This window comes from Stenotrophomonas sp. 05N37, assembly GCF_056397365.1.
Genome location: NZ_JBFTNG010000009.1, coordinates 20,298 through 36,568 on the forward strand (window position 1 = coordinate 20,298; position 16,271 = coordinate 36,568).

The following is a 16,271-nucleotide window of genomic DNA, read 5'->3' on the forward strand; positions in this document are numbered from 1 at the left end:
CCGCACCGCCGGCAACGGCGGCGGTGCGGTCCTTGGGGTCATCTACAGACGGTGGATCAGGCGGCGTTGGCGTCGGCGTTTTCCGCGCGCAGTTCGCGGGCGGCGGCCACCAGCGCTTCCAGCGCGGCCCGGGTTTCCTTCCAGCCGCGGGTCTTCAGGCCGCAGTCGGGGTTGACCCAGATCTGCTCTGGCCGCAGGACCTCGGCGGCCTTGCGCAGCAGCGCCAGCATCTCTTCCTTGTCCGGCACGCGCGGGGAGTGGATGTCGTACACGCCCGGGCCGATCTCGTTGGGGTACTGGAAGCGCACGAATGCATCCAGCAGCTCCATCCGCGAGCGCGAGGTCTCGATGGAGATCACGTCGGCATCCATTGCCGCCACCGAGTGGATGATGTCGTTGAACTCGGAATAGCACATGTGGGTGTGGATCTGGGTGGCATCGCGCACGCCGCTGGCACTGATCCGGAACGCTTCCACCGCCCAGTCCAGGTACTCGCGCCACTGTGCGCGGCGCAGCGGCAGGCCTTCGCGGATCGCCGGCTCGTCGATCTGGATCACGCCGATGCCGGCCGCCTCCAGGTCCAGTACCTCGTCCCGCAGCGCCAGCGCGATCTGCCTGCAGGTGTCCGCGCGCGACTGGTCATCGCGCACGAACGACCACTGCAGCACCGTCACCGGGCCGGTCAGCATGCCTTTCATCGGGCGGTCGGTCAGCGACTGCGCGTACTGCGACCAGCGCACCGTCATCGGCCGTGGGCGGGTCACATCGCCGAAGATCACCGGCGGCTTCACGCAGCGCGAGCCGTAGCTCTGCACCCAGCCATTCCTGGTGAAGGCAAAGCCATCGAGTTGTTCGCCGAAGTATTCGACCATGTCGTTGCGCTCGAACTCGCCGTGCACCAGCACGTCCAGCCCGATCTGCTCCTGCACGCGCACGCAGTGCTCGGTCTGGGTGGCCAGGAACGCATCGTAGTCGGCGTCGGAGAGCTTGCCGGACTTGTTGCGGGCGCGTGCCTCGCGCACGTCCAGGGTCTGCGGGAACGAGCCGATCGTGGTGGTCGGGAAGCGTGGCAGCTGCAGGGCGCCTGCCTGGGCCAGGTGCCGCTGCGGGTAGGGGCTGTGGCGCTGCGCATCGGCAGCGGTCAGGCCGGCCAGGCGCGCGGCCACGGCGGGCTTGTGCACGCGCGGCGACTGCCGGCGCGATTCGATGCGCGCGCGCGACGCGGCCAGCCCGGCCTCGGCGTGCGGTCGGGCGTCCAGCGCATCGGCCAGCAGGCGCAGTTCCTGCAGCTTCTGGGTCGAGAACGCCAGCCAGCCGCGCAGCTCGTCATCCAGCCTGGTTTCCAGCGCCAGGTCCACCGGGCTGTGCAGCAGCGAACACGACGGTGCCAGCCACAGCCGGTCGCCGAGGTGGCCGTGCGCGTAACGGGCCAGTACCAGCGCGTTGTCGAGGTGGGTGCGCCAGATGTTGCGGCCGTTGACCAGGCCGGCCGACAGCACGCGGTCGGCCGGCAGCACGCTGAGCACGGCGTCCAACTGCTCCGGTGCGCGCACCAGGTCCACGTGCAGGCCGTCCACCGGCAAGGCGGCGGCCAGGCCGAGGTTGTCCTCCAGCGCGCCGAAGTAGGTGGCCAGCAGTACCTTGGGGCGTGGCACGCCGGACAGCGCCGCATAGGCGTGTTCGAACGCGGCGCGCGCGCTGTCGTCCAGGTCCTGCACCAGCACCGGCTCGTCCAGCTGCACCCACTGCGCACCGGCGGCCTTCAGCCCGGCCAGCAATTCGGCATATACCGGCAGCAGCGCGTCCAGCAGGTCCAGCGCCGGGCTGCCGTCCACGGTCTTGGACAACAGCAGGAAGCTCACCGGGCCCAGCAGCACCGGTCGTGTCTCGATGCCCAGCGCCTTGGCTTCACGGTACTCGGCCAGCGGCTTGTCGCCGCGCAGGGCGAAGCCCTGGCCGGCCTGCAGTTCTGGCACCAGGTAGTGGTAGTTGGTATCGAACCACTTGGTCATTTCCAGCGCGTGCAGGTCGTAGCCGTCGCGCTGCACGCCGCGGGCCAGCGCGAAATAGCCCGCCAACGGGTCGGCATCGGCCAGGGCGCGGTAGCGGGCCGGGATCGCGTCCACCAGGAAGGCGGTGTCGAGCACCTGGTCGTAGAAGCTGAAGTCGTTGCTCGGCGGCACATCGACGCCGGCCTCGCGCTGCAGGGTCCAATGGCGTGCACGCAGGCCACGGGCGGTGTCCTGCAGCGACGCGGCGCTGCTTTCGCCGGCCCAGAACGCTTCCAGCGCGCGCTTGAGTTCGCGCTTGGCGCCGATGCGGGGAAACCCCAGGTTGGTAACAGTGGTCATGGAACGTGTCCTCATTGCAGTAGCGGCATTGAGGAACGAAGGAACCGCGTGCCGGCCACGCCATGGCTGCCGTGTCCGTCCCGCCAGCGACCTTCGCCCCCGCGGGCGAACCGGATGTCGTGGAGCGGACGCACGGGGGCAGCGCCACGCGGGCGGCATGGCGGCAGGCCCCGGCAACCTCCCCGCGGACGTTCCAGGTCGAATCGGGGGACGGTCGTGTCCCCCGGCCGGGGCCGGTATTCGGGCTGATGGACACGGGCGCGGGCGCCCACCTAGTACCTGCCGCTTCCCAGGCGGTGAGGCCCAGTGCTGTTGGCAGGATTCGTTTCCATTCACCGCTGCGGGGCAGCTCCGGAATGGGCGCGCGAGGCGCCTTCACCGGATTCCCGTTTAAACCCATCCCTTCATCTGCATGAAGAGATAGATACCTTCGGCCCGCACAAGGTAGGCCGAAGGCGGGCGGTGGTCAAGGGGGGTTACGGCCGATGAATGACGCCGCTTACAAGCGCGCCGCGTCCGCCCGGCTGCGGATGTCGGCAAAGGTGTCGTCCTGCAGCAGCCGCCCGTTCTCCCAGACGGTCAGCATGGCGTCCTCGTAGCCCAGCGGCAGCGCGACCGCGGCCAGCGACTCGGCCTCGGCCGGGATCGGCACTGTGCGGAACTGGCCGTACTCGCGATGCCGCAGCAGGCGCATGCGACCGCGCTTGCTCTGCTTGCCACTGTCGGTAACCGGGTCCTTGTAGACGTCGATCCAGTTTCCGTCCACCCGGGCGGCCGAACATTTCAGCGCGAACTTCTGGGTGTCGCGGTCCAGCCGCTGCAGCAGCGCGCCGCCCATGCCGAAGGCGACGTTGTCGGCGGCGTAGCCGGCCGCGGTGATGCAGGCCAGGATGTCGCCGATGCTGGTCGGGTTGACGCCGTCGCCCTGGATCACGCGCACGTGGTTGAGCACCTTGTAGCCCTTGCCGTTGACCGCGTGGCCGAAGGCGTCGTCCAGCAGTTGCAGGCATTGCAGCACCACCGTCACCGGGTCGCCCGAGTCCGGGCGGATCACCACGGTGGCACCCGAGTCGATCACCTGCTGGCGCAGCGTGGTGCCCCAGTGCTGGGTGATCGCGTGGTAGATGTCATAGCTGTCCGACACCACCGCCACCACTGCACCGGGCGTGGCAAAGCGCGCAAGCATGTTGCGGTAGGCCTCCACCTCGTTGTCGCGGCCCCAGCTGGTGATCGTGCTGTGCTCGGCGGCCGGGATCGAATGGCCGGCCACCGGCTCATGGTAGAAGGCGCGGGCGAACAGCAGCGCCGAGACGGTATCGGTACCAAGGAAATTGACCAGGTGCGCGGCGCCGCCGATGGCGGCCGACTCCAGGCTCGACACGCCACGGCTGCCGAAGTCATGCAGCTTGAACGGCAACTGGCCTTCCGGGTCGTCGCTGGTGCGCTCCAGGAAGCGGCGGATGGTCTGCTTGGCGTGCCAGCTGGTGGTCGCTACCGTCACCGGGTACCAGATCCGCAGCAGCAGCGTTTCGAGGTATGACGGTACCCAGAATGCCTGCGGGTCGGTCGATTCAATCGTCATCAGCGCGTTGTGCACGGGCACCACGGTGCCTTCGGGCACGGCGCGGATGCGTACCGGCAACAGGCCGCCATGCGCATCGACGATGTACCGCCAGCCGGCCTCGTTGAAGGGCTCGCCATGGGCGGCGAAGAGATCGCGCGCCGCATCGATGTCGGCGTGGGTGATCGGCCTGGCCAGGTAATCCTTCAGCATGGCCTGCAGGCCGAAGAACAGCGTGCGGTCGTAGAGGCCGCCGCGCGATTCCACGTAGAAGAACGTGGCATCGGTACCCGGCGGATACTGCAGCCAGTGGCTGGCCTTGTAGCTGTCGGTATTGAGGAGAAGATTATCGAGGTACTGCATGACGGGAAGCTCCTTCGCGTCGGGTGACGCCGGCGGTCTATCCACCGGCGGAACAGGCAGGGATCAGCCCCGGCCCAGGAAAAACTCCAGGATGTGGAGATGGTCTTCGAACAGCTTGGGCCCCATGTCCAGCGCCTCGCTGACCGGGATCCAGCGCGCCTTGTCGGCATCGTCGCCGCCGCGTACCGCCGGCAGTTCGCCAGCCGGGAAATCGAAATGGAAGGCGTGGGTGATGGTGCGGCCGCGCTGGCTGCGTTCGGGGTGGTCGAACACATGCTGGCCCTTGAGCGACCCCTTGAGTACCGGCGCCGGTATCTTCAGCCGGGTCTCCTCGCGCAGTTCGCGCAGGCAGCTGTCCAGCAGGCCCTGCTGCTGGCCGACAAACCCGCCCGGCAGCGCCCACAGCCCCTTGCCGGGCTCGGCACGGCGACGCACCAGCAGCACGTGGCCCGAATGCACCACCACGGCATCGGTGGTGACGAAGGTGGGCGCGTATGGCGCGTCCTTCCAGGCCGCTTTGTACTGCTCGATGAACTGGTACTCGGCCACCAGCTGGGCATAGGCCGGCCCGCTCTTGCGGAACGCTTCGAGCATGGCGTACACCGGTGCGGGCACGTTGCCGCGCAGCATCAGCAGCGCGCCATGGAAATCCACGCTGCCGGCCTCGAACAGGTAACGGCGCAGCTCGGTGGCCGACAAGGTTTCGGTGTGCTGTACATCGACCAGCGGCCACTGCGGGAACTCGCGCAGGTAATAGCTGGAATCATCCTTGTCCATCCCGACCAGGCCGATCCTGGCATCGCCAGCGTGACCATCGGCGCGGACGGCGTCGGCCACCGTGCGTTGCACACCGGCGATCCACTGGGCTTCGTTGTACAGATGGTCCTTGAGCGGACGGATCAACAGACGCTCGCCGGCACCTTCCAGCGCGGCCTGGATCATCACGGCACGTTCGGCCACGGTCCAGGGATTACGGAGGCTGCGGGGGGTGTCGGCAGAGCCGACCAGAAAGATCAGCTTCTTGGCCCGGCTCAGTGCGAGGCGGGCAACGGCGGCATGGCCGTTATGGAAGGGCTCGAAACGCCCGATGAAAACCAGATAGTCGTATTCCATGAGAATCCCCCATGTCGTTGTGTATGCCGCGGGTCTGTCCCTTGGCTGATGCCAATGCTACTCCTCTGCCAAACGGCGTCAACGTCGGCGGTGTCATGCGGGCCGGGTGTTCAGCCGAGGATCTGCAGCACCTGCGCGATGCGCTGCTGCACGGGGCCGGTCAGGACATGGAACGCTACGCCCTGCGCCGATAGCGCCTGCACGTAGGCGTCGTGCTGCGCATGGCGGAAGGCTGCGTCGCGGCGGGTGCCATCCTGCACGAACGCAAAATCCGGTGCGCACAGGAACAGATGGGCGTAGCGACGTTGCGCCAACGCGTGCAGCGCCGGCTCGACGCGGCCGAACATCACCTCGCAGTACAGCTGCGTGGTCAGCGGCGTGGTGTCGCACACCAGCCAGCGGTTGGCCGTGGTCGACAGCGTTTCCTCGCGCGCCACCTGCACGCGTGCAATGTAGAGCAGGTCGTCATAGGTCAGCGCGCCGCCGCGCGCCTCCCAATGTTCGCGGCCGAACTCAGCGGCCCAGGTCGTCTGCAACCGGGTGGCCAGCGCTGCCGCCAACGTGGTCTTGCCGCTGGATTCGCCGCCGAGCAGGCCGATGCGCCCGACGAAATCGGCGTACACGCGGGGGGGCAGGAAGGCGCGCAGTGCATGTGGATCGCGCCGGAGCGCGGTGCCCGATACCGGTATCCTGCTGCGCGTGGGGTCCAGGCACACGTGCGCGACCGGCCACTGCGCACCGGCCTGTGCATTGAAATGCTGCTGCAGGGCAGCGGCGAAACCCTCGCCGTAGTCTTCGCTGGTGAAAACCGCATCCACCCGACGCTCCCACAGCGCGGTGCATACCCAGGCCACGAACGTGCGCTGCGCCGTGTCGTCATCGCCGTTGTCCGGCAGCGGCCGTACCGGCACGCCGCGCTGCGCACAGAGCGCGGCCAGGCGCGCAGGGTCCAGTACCAGCCGCGTAACCTGCGGGTACAGCGCCTGCAGCCACGCATCGCGTCGCGATGCATCGCAGCCGGGCAGCTCGGGCTGGCTCCAGCTCAGCAGCAACACCGTCTCGCACTGCGCCAGCGCGTGGTCGATCAACGCCTGGTGGCCCCGGTGCAGCGGGCTGAACTTGCCCACCACCAGGCCGGTGGCGAAGCGCTCAGCCATGCGTGGGCTCCGCCGCCACCGCGCCGGCAGCCGCGGCGCGCATCAGCCGCCGCCAATGCCGCAGCGAGACCAGCGCGTTGATCCAGAACACCACGTACAGCACCGCCGTCAGGTGCAGGCCGCGGCTGGCATACAGCGGGATGGCGATGCTGTTGACCAGCAGCCAGAACCACCACGCGTCCAGCTTGCGGCGCATCATCAACAGCTGCGCCACCACGCTCAGCACCAGGACGGCCGAATCCAGGAACGGCGCGTAGGCATCGGTCCAGGTGTGAAGCAGCAGGCCATAGCCGACGCTGGCCAGCACTGCGGCCGGCAGCATCCAGCCCAGCGTGCGCACCTGCACGCGGGTGATCGGCAGCGCGTGCCCGTGGTCGCCGCGCAGCCATTGCCACCAGCCGATCACGCTGGTCAACACGAACACGCCCTGCAGCACCACGTCGGCGTACAGCCGGGCGTCGTGGAAGACCAGTGCGAACAGGGTGCAGCCGATGATGCCGGTCCACCAGGTATGCACGCTGTTGCGCCCAGCGAGCAGGATCGAGGCCGCCACGGTGAGGTTGGCGGTGATTTCCAGGGCGCTGGTCATGCCAGCGCGCCGGGCAGGTGGTGTGCAGGGTGGAGCGACGGCATGGGGGCGTCTTGGAAACCGGGGCTGCCAAGTTTACGTGGGACGAGCCACTGCATCCGCCGCGCCGCTGGCTGCGTATCTGCCCACGACCCCCACGTGGAGCCACGCATGCGCCGCCCCCCTCTGCCCCCGTTGCTGTTGCTGCTGCTGTGCCCGGTCCTGCCCGCTGCCGCCCAGCAGGTGCAGCGCCAGGAAGGCCGGGCCTTCGCGCCGGCCGATGGCCGCCTGCTGTACCGCGAGACGCACTGGTTGCAGGGCCCGCCCACGGCGCGCGCGCGGCTGGTGCTGTACCGCTGCGCCGATGGCCGGCCCTTCGCGCGCAAGTGGATGACCCCGCGGGGCAGCGCGCAGACGCCGGATTTCGCCTTCGAGGACGCGCGCAGCGGCTACCAGGAAGGCCTGCAGGGCAACGCCGCCACGCGCACCGTGTATGTGCGTGAAGACGCCCGCGCCGACCGGGTCAGCCGCACCATCGCGATTCCGCCGGACGCGGTGGTCGATGCCGGGTTCGACGCAGCCGTGCTTGGCCACTGGGACGCCCTGCAGGCCGGGCGCCCGGTGGCGTTCCAGTTCCTGCTGCCCAGCCGCCAGCGGCTGGTGCCGCTGAAGCTGCAGCGCGGCAGCGCGGTGACATGGCAGGGCCAACCAGCCGAGCAGCTGCAGATGCGCCTGGATGCGTGGTTCGGTTTCGCGGTGCCGGCGGTGAACCTGGTCTATGCACGCAACAACCCGCGCCTGCTGCAGTTCAGCGGCACCGGCAATGTGCGTGATGAACGCGGCCGCTACCCGCAGGTGCGGGTTGAATTCCCCGATGCGCCGGTCGCGGCGAGCGCCGCCGAACTGGCTGCGGCGCGGCAACAGCCGCTGGTGGCGGCATGCACCGGCTGAGGGCCCCCTTGCGCAGGCCCCGCGCAGCGACGACGATGCGGGCAGTCCCCCTGCCGACATTGAGCCTGCGATGCCTGAGCTGGACACTGCCGAATCCGGCGCCGCGCGGCGCCTCGACGAGCTGCTCGGCCGGGTCGCCGCTGGCGATCGCCAGGCGTTCGAGTCGGTCTACCAGCTGGCGTCGGGGCGTCTGTTCGCGATCTGCCTGCACGTACTGCGCGACCGCAGCGATGCCGAAGAGGTGCTGCAGGACGTCTTTACCCGCGTCTGGCACAAGGCTGCGCAGTTCGATCGTGCCAAGGCGGGGGCCATGACCTGGTTGTCGATGATGGCGCGCAACCGCGCAATCGATCGCCTGCGCGCGGCGCCGCCGCGTCCGCTGGACGACCTGTCGGTGGCCGACGAAATTCCCGATTTCGCCCCGCAACCGGCGCAGGTGGCCGAACAGGCCTCCGATCGACAGCGCCTGGACGGCTGCCTGGACACGCTGGAGCCCCGCCGGCGCTCGCTGATCCAGCTGGCGTTCCTGGAGGGCGCCAGCTATGAGGAACTGGCGCGCCGGATCGGCTCGCCGCTGGGTTCGGTGAAGAGCTGGATCCGCCGCGGCCTGGGCCAACTGCGGGTGTGCCTGGAGCAATGAACCTCCGCGACCGCCACGATCTGCCTGACGACGGCCAGCCGCCCAGTGCCGACATCCTGGCCGGCGAGTACGTGCTGGGCGTGCTCGATGCGGGCCAGCGGGCGGACGTTGAGCGTCGCATCGCCAGCGATCCCGGTTTTGCCCGGCTGGTGACGCAGTGGGAACACCGCCTGGCCCCGATGCTGGACGCGATGGGCAGCGAAGCCGTCCCGGCGCATCTGTGGCCACGTATCCGCACCTCGCTGGGCTGGTCGTCGGTATCGACCCACGCACCGCGCGCGTGGCAGCGCACCGGCTTCTGGCAGGGCATGACCGCGCTGGCTGCGGTGGTGGCGCTGGTGGCGGTGTTCAGCCGCCGCGAGCTGGAGCCGGTGGCGCCGGCGCCGGTGACCACGCCGGTGGCGGTCACACCGACTGCGCCGCCGACGCCGGCCGAACCGGAGCAGGCGACCCGACCGGTCACCCCGTTGCTGCGCGACGATGGCAGCCCCGGCTGGCTCGCGTCGGTGGACAAGGCGCAGGGCAAGGTCCTGATGGTGCCGGTGCCGACGGCGGCCGACGCGGCTGGACGCGCGCCCGAGCTGTGGCTGATTCCGGCTGGTGGCACGCCGCGTTCGCTGGGCCTGGTGTCGATCAACCGCGCCCATACCGTGACGGTGCCCGACGCACTGCGTGATGCGCTGGTGAACGGGTCTGTGCTCGCGGTCACGCTGGAACCGGCCGGCGGCGCGCCGCAGGGTGTCCCGACCGGGCCGATTGTTGCCAAGGGCGACATCGCGACGCTGTAAAGCACGTTTTATTTCCGGATTCGTGCATCCGGATGGCCCTGATTCCCGTATCTCCTGACAAGAACGCCAGGAGATGCGCGAAATGTCGGCCGGACCCGCCACTGCTGCAGCACGCAAGCCCCGTCGTGGCCCTTGGGCCACCGTGCGGCGCTGGTTCGATACCAGTGCCGACACGCCGGTGGCTGCCGATGCGGCCACGCGCGTGGACTGGCTGCGCGCCATCCCCTTCGCCGCGATGCACCTGGCCTGCTTCGCCGTGATCTGGGTGGGGGTGTCGTGGGTCGCGGTGGGCGTGGCCGTGGCGCTGTACGCAGTGCGCATGTTTGCGATCACCGCCTTCTACCACCGCTACTTCTCGCACCGCACCTTCCGGACCTCGCGCGCGGTGCAGTTCGTCTTCGCGCTGATCGGCGCGGCCAGCGTGCAGCGCGGGCCGTTGTGGTGGGCCGCGCACCATCGCAACCACCATCGCCACACCGATACCGCCGCCGATCCGCATTCGCCCGGCGTGCATGGCTTCTGGTGGAGCCACATGGGCTGGTTCCTCACCACCGAGGGCTTCCGCACCGACTGGGACCGCATCCCGGACCTGGCCAGGTACCCCGAGCTGCGCTGGCTGGACCGCTTCGACACGCTGGTGCCGATCGCGCTGGCCGCCGCGCTGTTCGGCCTGGGCGCACTGCTCGAACGCATCGCTCCGTCCTGGGGCACCAGCGGCGGGCAGATGCTGGTGTGGGGCTTCTTCATCTCCACCGTGGTGTTGTTCCACGCCACGGTCACCATCAATTCGCTGGCGCACCGCTTCGGCCGCCAGCGCTTCGCCACCGGCGATGACAGCCGCAACAACCTGTGGCTGGCGCTGCTCACCTTCGGCGAAGGCTGGCACAACAACCACCACTTTTTCCCGGGCACCGCGCGCCAGGGCTTCTACTGGTGGGAAGTGGACATCACCTGGTACGGCCTGCGCCTGATGGCGGCGCTGCGCCTGGTGAGCGACCTCAAACCGGTGCCGGCCTGGGTGCTGGCCAAGGCGGAGCACTGACATGCGTATCGCCGTGATCGGATCGGGCATCGCCGGCCTGGCCAGCGCCTGGTGGCTGGGCCAGCAGCACGAAGTGACCCTGTTCGAGGCCAATGACTACCTCGGCGGCCACACCCACACCCACCAGGTGCAGGTGGATGGCGCCAGCCACGCGGTGGACACCGGCTTCATCGTGTTCAACCCGCTGCACTACCCGCTGCTGACCGCGCTGTTCGACGAACTCAACGTCGCCTCGCAGCCGACCACCATGAGTTTCTCGGTGCACAGCGAGCGCAGCGGGCGCGAGTACAACGCAACCTCGCTCGATGGCCTGTTCTGCCAGCGCCGCAACCTGGTGTCGCCGCGCTTCTGGGGCATGCTGGCCGACCTGCGCCGCTTTTACCGCGAGGCCCCGGCGCTGCTGCAGGGCGACGATGAAGGCCCTTCACTGGGCGACTACCTTGCCGCCGGCAAGTATGGCCGCACCTTCATCGATGAGCACCTGTTGCCGATGGCCTCGGCGCTGTGGTCCTCCCCTACCGCCAGCCTGACCGCGTTCCCGGCGCGCTACCTGGTGCAGTTCATGGCCAACCACCAGATGCTGCAGGTGAGCGGCCGCGCGCCGTGGCGGGTGGTGCAGGGGGGCTCGGCACGCTACGTGGAGGCCATGCGCCGGCGCTGGCAGGTCCGTGAGCGGCTGGACTGCCGGGTGTTCGGCGTCGAGCGCCACGAACACGGCGTGCGCGTGCACAGCGCCGCCGGCCTGGAAGGCTTCGACCAGATGGTGCTGGCCTGCCACAGCGACCAGGCCCTGGCGCTGTTGTCCGATGCCGACCCGGCCGAGCGCAGCGTGCTCGGCGCCATCCGCTACCAGCCCAACGAGGTGGTGCTGCACACCGATGCGCGCCTGCTGCCACGCAACCGAAAGGCCTGGGCGGCCTGGAACGCGCACGTGCCGGCCGCGCCGATGGAACCCTGCACGGTGAGCTATCTGATGAACCAGCTGCAGGGCATCGACACGCCCACGCCGCTGGTGGTCACCTTGAACCGCACCGACGCGATCGATCCGGACAGGATTCTGCGCCGCCTGCAGTACGCCCACCCCGTGCATGACCACGCGATGGTGCGCGCGCAACAACGCTGGGCCGAGATCCAGGGCCGTCGCCGCACCTGGTTCGCCGGTGCGTACTGGGGCTGGGGTTTCCACGAAGACGGCATCCGCAGCGCGCGACGCGTAGTGGATGCGTTGCAGGCACTGGATGCCGACGCGTATTGGCCGCTGGCACAGGCGCAGCCAGCATGAGTGCCAGCGCGCTCTACCGCGGCCGCATGCGCCACCGCCGCCATGCGCCCCACCCGCATGCGTTCGGCTATCCGGTGGCGCAGCTGCTGCTCGACCTGGACGAGCTGGACACGGTGTTCCGGCGGCGTTGGCTGTGGTCGGTGGGGCGCCGCAACCTGGCCGAGTTCCGCCGCAGCGACTACCTCGGCGACCCCGCCCAGCCGCTGGCCGACGCGGTGCGCGCGCGCATCACCGACGCGCTGGGCCGCGCGCCGCAGGGCCCGATCCGCCTGCTCACCCACCTGCGCTATGCCGGCCACGCCTTCAACCCGGTCAGCTTCTACTACTGCTATGCGGCCGATGGCAGCACCCTGGACTGCATCGTCGCCGAGATCACCAACACGCCCTGGAAGGAACGCCACGCCTACGTGCTGCCGGTGGCCGCGGCCGATGCCAACGGCCGCGCGCTGGCGTGGGAGTTCGACAAGCAGTTCCACGTCTCCCCGTTCATGCCGATGGACTGCCGCTACCGCTGGCGCTTCACCGCGCCCGGGCAGGACCTGCACGTGCACATGCAGGTCTGGCGCGGCGGCGAGCGCCAGTTCGACGCCGACCTGATGCTGCAACGCCATCCCATCACCGCGCGCGGGCTGGCCGGCGTGCTGCTGCGCTTTCCGCTGATGACCCTGCAGGTGGTAGCCGCCATCCATTGGCAGGCACTGCGCCTGTGGCTCAAGCGCAACCCCGTCCACGACCACCCTTCGCTTGCTGGAAAACGCCCATGAACGACATGACCCGGCCGGTTGCCGTGCCCCTGCCCAGTGCGCTGGAGCGCTTCCTGCGCGCGCGCCTGCTGGCCCAGCTTGCGCCGCTGCACGGTGGCTGCCTGCAGTTGCGCGATGCCGGCGGTGACGTGCTGCTGGGCGATCCTGCCGCCGCGCTGAAGGTGACGGTGTGGGTGGACGACCCGGCCTTCTACCGTGCCGTGGCCGCCCAGGGCAGCGTCGGCGCCGGCGAGTCCTACATCCGCGGCGAGTGGCGCTGCAGCGACCTGGTCGCGCTGGTGCAGCTGCTGGTGCGCAACCGCGACCTGCTCGACGGCATGGAGCGTGGCGTGGCGCGTGTCGGTGGGTGGCTGCTGAAGGGCTGGAACCGGCTGCGCCGCAACACCCGCGAGGGCAGTCGCCGCAACATCGCCGCGCACTACGACCTGGGCAATCCGTTCTTCTCGCTGTTCCTGTCCAGCGACCTGATGTATTCCTCGGCGTTGTATGCCGCGCCCACCGACCCGCTGGAGGTCGCTTCGCGGCGCAAGCTGGCGCGCATCTGCGAGGAATTGCAGCTCACTGCCGACGACCACGTGGTCGAGATCGGTACCGGCTGGGGCGGCTTCGCGTTGTATGCCGCCGGCGAGATCGGCTGCCGCGTCACCACCACCACCATCTCGGTGGAGCAGTACACGTTGGCCAAACAGCGGGTCGACGCGGCCGGCCTGCAGGACAAAGTGACCCTGCTGCTGAAGGACTACCGCGACCTGGAGGGCCAATACGACAAGCTGGTCTCCATCGAGATGATCGAGGCGATCGGCGCGCAGTACCTCGACACTTACTTCGACACGCTCACCCGCCTGCTCAAGCCGGATGGACTGGCGCTGCTGCAGGCGATCACCATCGAAGACCAGCGCTACGAACAGGCGCGGCGCAGCGTGGACTACATCAAGCGCTTTGTGTTCCCCGGCAGCTTCATTCCCTCGATCAACGCGATCATCGCCGCCAAGACGCGCAGCAGCGACCTGCAGCTGATCGGCCAGCACGACTTCGGCACTTCCTACGCGCTCACCCTGCGCGCCTGGCGGCAGCGCTTCCTGGCGCAGCTGCCGGCGGTGCGCGCACAGGGCTTCGACGAGCGCTTCATCCGCATGTGGGAGTTCTACCTGGCGTACTGCGAAGGCGGCTTCCTGGAGCGCTCGATCGGCGTGTCGCACCTGCTGATGGCGCGGCCGGACTATCGGCCGTCCCTGCTGCAGCAGGCCACCTGAGATGCTGCGCTTCTGGGCCAACGTCATCGGCAACCAGGGGGTCTGGCTGTGCGCGGTGATCGGGGCCGGGCACGGCCAGCGCTGGCCGGCGCTGCTGGCGGCCTCGGTGTACGTGGGCAGCCAGCTGGCGCTGTCGCCGCAGCCGGGCGTGGAGCTCCGCCTGCTCGGCGTGGCGCTGCTGTGCGGGCTGCTGGTCGATGGGGTGGCGGCCGGCTCGGGCTGGGTGCAGTACGCCGCCGGCAACGACCCGGCCTGGCTGGCACCGGTGTGGATCCTGGCGCTGTGGGCCGCGTTCGCGATGACCCTGACGGTGTCCTTCGCGGTGTTGCAGCGGCACCTGCGCATCGCCGCCCTGGTCGGGCTGCTGCTGGCACCACTGGCGTACCTGTCGGCCGCGCGTGGCTGGTCGTCGGTGAGCTTCACCGAACCGCGTTGGCAGGGCGTGGCCCTGCTCGGTATCGGCTGGTCGATGGCGTTGCCGCTGCTCGCGGCCTGCGCCCGTCACTGGCAGCGCACGCCGCTGCACCCCCTTGCGGATCGATCGGGAGAACACGCATGAAGCTGTTGTGGTGGGTGTGGCTGTATGCCGCGGTGATCATGACCTGGGGGTGGTGGTGGCAGCGCCGCCACCAGAACATCGGCGTGGTCGACGTGCTCTGGGCCAAGGGCGTGGGCGCCTCGGCGCTGCTGCTGGCCCTGCTCGGCGACGGTGCCGCCGCGCCGCGCATCGCCCTGGCCGTGCTGGGTGGGCTGTGGGGATCGCGGCTGGCCCTGCACCTGTGGCACCGCGTGCGCAGCGAACCGGAAGACGGGCGCTACCAGCACCTGCGCGCGCACTGGAACGGGCACCAGGGCAAGATTTTCGGCTTCTTCCAGTTCCAGGCGCTGCTGATCGTGCTGTTCGCCCTGCCGTTCGTGGCGGTCGCGCACAACCCGCAGCGCGACGGGATCGGCTGGATCGTCGGCGCGGTGGCGGTATGGCTGCTCAGCGTCGGCGGCGAAGCCGTCGCCGACCGCCAGCTGGCGCGTTTCCGTGCCGATCCGGCCAACAAGGGCAAGACCTGCCGCGCCGGCCTGTGGCGCTACTCGCGGCATCCCAACTACTTCTTTGAATGGCTGCACTGGTTCACCTACGTGCTGCTGGCGGTGCAGTCGCCGCTGTGGTGGCTGGCCTGGTCCGGCCCGTTGGTGATGTACGTGTTCCTGCGCTGGGTGAGCGGCATTCCGTTCACCGAGGCACAGGCGCTGCGCACCCGTGGCGAGGACTACCGCGACTACCAGCGCACCACGCCGATGTTGTTCCCCTGGTTTCCCACCCGTACCCCGCATTCCCCCAAGGAGCCGTCCCCGTGAACGCCGCCAGTGACTCCCTGCCCGCGCCCGACTACGCCGCGGGCCTGACCGGCCTGGCCGAGCGCGGGGTCCTTCCCGACGCGCTGCTTCGCCTGGGCATCCGCCGCCAATGCGAACAGCGCCTGCGCGAGGAGATGGCCGGTGGCCAGCAGGCGCAGTCGCAACGCTTCGCCGAGCGTATCGCCGGGCTGTCGCGCAGCGCGGTGGCCCTGCATGTGGATGCCGCCAACCGCCAGCACTACGAGGTGCCGGCGCGCTTCTTCGAGCTGTGCCTGGGGAAGCGCCTGAAGTACAGCAGCTGCTACTACCCCACCGGCAGCGAGAGCCTGGACCAGGCAGAAGACGCGATGCTGGCGCTGTACGGGCAACGTGCGGAACTGGCCGATGGCCAGTACATCCTGGAACTCGGCTGTGGCTGGGGCTCGCTTACCCTGTGGATGGCCGAGCGCTACCCGAACGCGCGCATCACCGCCGTATCCAACTCCAACAGCCAGCGCGAGCACATCCTGGCGCAGTGCCGCCTGCGCGGCCTGGACAACGTCAACGTGCTCACCCGCGACGTCAACCACCTGGTGCTCGATGCCGGCACGTTCGACCGCTGCGTGTCGATCGAGATGTTCGAGCACATGCGCAACTACCAGCAGCTGCTGCAGCGCATCCACGGCTGGCTGCGCCCGGAAGGCAAGCTGTTCGTGCACATCTTCGTGCACCGCACGCTGATGTACCCGTTCGAGACCGAGGGCGAGGACAACTGGATGGGCCGCCACTTCTTCACCGGTGGCCTGATGCCTGCCGCCGACACCCTGCTGTGCTTCCAGCAGCACCTGCAGCTGCAGCAGCGCTGGCTGCTGGACGGCACCCACTACGAGCGCACCGCCAACCACTGGCTGGCCAACCAGGACCGGCACCACGATGCGGTGCTGGAGATCATGGGCCAGTGCTACGGCGCCCCGTCGGCGGCGCTGTGGGCGCAACGCTGGCGCATGTTCTGGATGGCCTGCGCCGAGCTGTTCGGCTACCAGAACGGCCAGCAATGGCAGGTGGCCCACTACCTGTTCGCCCGCCCGTGATCGCACCCCCCGCCA

The 16,271-nt window shown here is 69.2% G+C and carries 15 protein-coding genes and 1 riboswitch; of the genes, 10 read left to right on the forward strand and 5 right to left on the reverse strand.

What is annotated here, in order from left to right:
* Window positions 1-56: 56 nt before the first annotated feature.
* The 5 genes from metE to pnuC all read right to left on the reverse strand — a co-directional run bounded on the left by metE (window position 57) and on the right by pnuC (window position 7,134).
* Entirely contained in the window at window positions 57-2,351 is a 2,295-nt protein-coding gene (gene metE / locus AC1DGC_RS18455) for a 5-methyltetrahydropteroyltriglutamate--homocysteine S-methyltransferase (RefSeq protein ID WP_478048542.1), read from the reverse strand.
* A gap of 214 nt (window positions 2,352-2,565) precedes the next feature.
* Window positions 2,566-2,799, reverse strand: a riboswitch (cobalamin riboswitch).
* A gap of 51 nt (window positions 2,800-2,850) precedes the next feature.
* Entirely contained in the window at window positions 2,851-4,275 is a 1,425-nt protein-coding gene (locus AC1DGC_RS18460; protein WP_478048543.1) for a nicotinate phosphoribosyltransferase, read from the reverse strand.
* Window positions 4,276-4,338: 63 nt separating this feature from the next.
* Window positions 4,339-5,394 carry a bifunctional nicotinamide-nucleotide adenylyltransferase/Nudix hydroxylase gene (locus tag AC1DGC_RS18465; protein WP_394163028.1) on the reverse strand — a complete coding sequence of 352 codons (1,056 nt, stop codon included), beginning with the start codon at window positions 5,392-5,394 and terminating at the stop codon, window positions 4,339-4,341.
* A 104-nt stretch (window positions 5,395-5,498) separates the two neighbouring features.
* Entirely contained in the window at window positions 5,499-6,545 is a 1,047-nt protein-coding gene (locus AC1DGC_RS18470; RefSeq protein ID WP_478048544.1) for an AAA family ATPase, read from the reverse strand.
* On the reverse strand, window positions 6,538-7,134 hold the full coding sequence (gene pnuC, locus AC1DGC_RS18475) for a nicotinamide riboside transporter PnuC (RefSeq protein ID WP_259206760.1): 597 nt from the start codon (window positions 7,132-7,134) through the stop codon (window positions 6,538-6,540). The genes AC1DGC_RS18470 and pnuC overlap by 8 nt, the downstream gene beginning before the upstream one ends.
* 150 nt (window positions 7,135-7,284) lie before the next feature.
* On the opposite strand from pnuC, the gene AC1DGC_RS18480 reads away from it, so the two are divergent.
* The 10 genes from AC1DGC_RS18480 to AC1DGC_RS18525 all read left to right on the forward strand — a co-directional run bounded on the left by AC1DGC_RS18480 (window position 7,285) and on the right by AC1DGC_RS18525 (window position 16,256).
* Window positions 7,285-8,064 carry a hypothetical protein gene (locus tag AC1DGC_RS18480; RefSeq protein WP_394162847.1) on the forward strand — a complete coding sequence of 260 codons (780 nt, stop codon included), beginning with the start codon at window positions 7,285-7,287 and terminating at the stop codon, window positions 8,062-8,064.
* A 70-nt stretch (window positions 8,065-8,134) separates the two neighbouring features.
* Window positions 8,135-8,704: a sigma-70 family RNA polymerase sigma factor gene (locus tag AC1DGC_RS18485; RefSeq protein WP_259206758.1), complete on the forward strand. Its 570-nt coding sequence runs from the start codon at window positions 8,135-8,137 to the stop codon at window positions 8,702-8,704.
* The gene (locus AC1DGC_RS18490) at window positions 8,701-9,492 is read left to right on the forward strand and encodes an anti-sigma factor (RefSeq protein WP_394162849.1); all 792 of its coding nucleotides are present in this window, start codon (window positions 8,701-8,703) and stop codon (window positions 9,490-9,492) included. The genes AC1DGC_RS18485 and AC1DGC_RS18490 overlap by 4 nt, the downstream gene beginning before the upstream one ends.
* Before the next feature lie 82 nt (window positions 9,493-9,574).
* Complete coding sequence (locus AC1DGC_RS18495) at window positions 9,575-10,534, forward strand: acyl-CoA desaturase (RefSeq protein WP_478048545.1); 960 nt, start codon at window positions 9,575-9,577, stop codon at window positions 10,532-10,534.
* 1 nt (window position 10,535) lies between these two features.
* The gene (locus AC1DGC_RS18500) at window positions 10,536-11,816 is read left to right on the forward strand and encodes an NAD(P)/FAD-dependent oxidoreductase (RefSeq protein WP_478048546.1); all 1,281 of its coding nucleotides are present in this window, start codon (window positions 10,536-10,538) and stop codon (window positions 11,814-11,816) included.
* Window positions 11,813-12,580, forward strand: coding sequence for a DUF1365 domain-containing protein (locus AC1DGC_RS18505; RefSeq protein ID WP_259206755.1), 768 nt, complete (start codon window positions 11,813-11,815; stop codon window positions 12,578-12,580). The genes AC1DGC_RS18500 and AC1DGC_RS18505 overlap by 4 nt, the downstream gene beginning before the upstream one ends.
* On the forward strand, window positions 12,577-13,833 hold the full coding sequence (locus AC1DGC_RS18510) for a class I SAM-dependent methyltransferase (protein WP_394162855.1): 1,257 nt from the start codon (window positions 12,577-12,579) through the stop codon (window positions 13,831-13,833). Before AC1DGC_RS18505 ends, AC1DGC_RS18510 begins: the two co-directional genes overlap by 4 nt.
* A 1-nt stretch (window position 13,834) precedes the next feature.
* Window positions 13,835-14,392 (forward strand): DUF2878 domain-containing protein, encoded by a 558-nt coding sequence (locus tag AC1DGC_RS18515; RefSeq protein ID WP_478048547.1) that lies wholly within the window; start codon window positions 13,835-13,837, stop codon window positions 14,390-14,392.
* On the forward strand, window positions 14,389-15,186 hold the full coding sequence (locus AC1DGC_RS18520; RefSeq protein WP_259206752.1) for a DUF1295 domain-containing protein: 798 nt from the start codon (window positions 14,389-14,391) through the stop codon (window positions 15,184-15,186). The genes AC1DGC_RS18515 and AC1DGC_RS18520 overlap by 4 nt, the downstream gene beginning before the upstream one ends.
* Entirely contained in the window at window positions 15,183-16,256 is a 1,074-nt protein-coding gene (locus AC1DGC_RS18525; RefSeq protein ID WP_259206749.1) for a cyclopropane-fatty-acyl-phospholipid synthase family protein, read from the forward strand. Before AC1DGC_RS18520 ends, AC1DGC_RS18525 begins: the two co-directional genes overlap by 4 nt.
* Window positions 16,257-16,271: the final 15 nt, after the last annotated feature.

Bases quoted from the DNA above. Each gene is read 5' to 3' on its own strand.
- metE (WP_478048542.1), bottom strand. From the start codon at position 2,351: ATGACCACTGTTACCAACCTGGGGTTTCCCCGCATCGGCGCCAAGCGC.
- AC1DGC_RS18460 (WP_478048543.1), bottom strand. From the start codon at position 4,275: ATGCAGTACCTCGATAATCTTCTCCTCAATACCGACAGCTACAAGGCC.
- AC1DGC_RS18470 (WP_478048544.1), bottom strand. From the start codon at position 6,545: ATGGCTGAGCGCTTCGCCACCGGCCTGGTGGTGGGCAAGTTCAGCCCG.
- pnuC (WP_259206760.1), bottom strand. From the start codon at position 7,134: ATGACCAGCGCCCTGGAAATCACCGCCAACCTCACCGTGGCGGCCTCG.
- AC1DGC_RS18480 (WP_394162847.1), top strand. From the start codon at position 7,285: ATGCGCCGCCCCCCTCTGCCCCCGTTGCTGTTGCTGCTGCTGTGCCCG.
- AC1DGC_RS18485 (WP_259206758.1), top strand. From the start codon at position 8,135: ATGCCTGAGCTGGACACTGCCGAATCCGGCGCCGCGCGGCGCCTCGAC.
- AC1DGC_RS18490 (WP_394162849.1), top strand. From the start codon at position 8,701: ATGAACCTCCGCGACCGCCACGATCTGCCTGACGACGGCCAGCCGCCC.
- AC1DGC_RS18495 (WP_478048545.1), top strand. From the start codon at position 9,575: ATGTCGGCCGGACCCGCCACTGCTGCAGCACGCAAGCCCCGTCGTGGC.
- AC1DGC_RS18500 (WP_478048546.1), top strand. From the start codon at position 10,536: ATGCGTATCGCCGTGATCGGATCGGGCATCGCCGGCCTGGCCAGCGCC.
- AC1DGC_RS18505 (WP_259206755.1), top strand. From the start codon at position 11,813: ATGAGTGCCAGCGCGCTCTACCGCGGCCGCATGCGCCACCGCCGCCAT.
- AC1DGC_RS18510 (WP_394162855.1), top strand. From the start codon at position 12,577: ATGAACGACATGACCCGGCCGGTTGCCGTGCCCCTGCCCAGTGCGCTG.
- AC1DGC_RS18515 (WP_478048547.1), top strand. From the start codon at position 13,835: ATGCTGCGCTTCTGGGCCAACGTCATCGGCAACCAGGGGGTCTGGCTG.
- AC1DGC_RS18520 (WP_259206752.1), top strand. From the start codon at position 14,389: ATGAAGCTGTTGTGGTGGGTGTGGCTGTATGCCGCGGTGATCATGACC.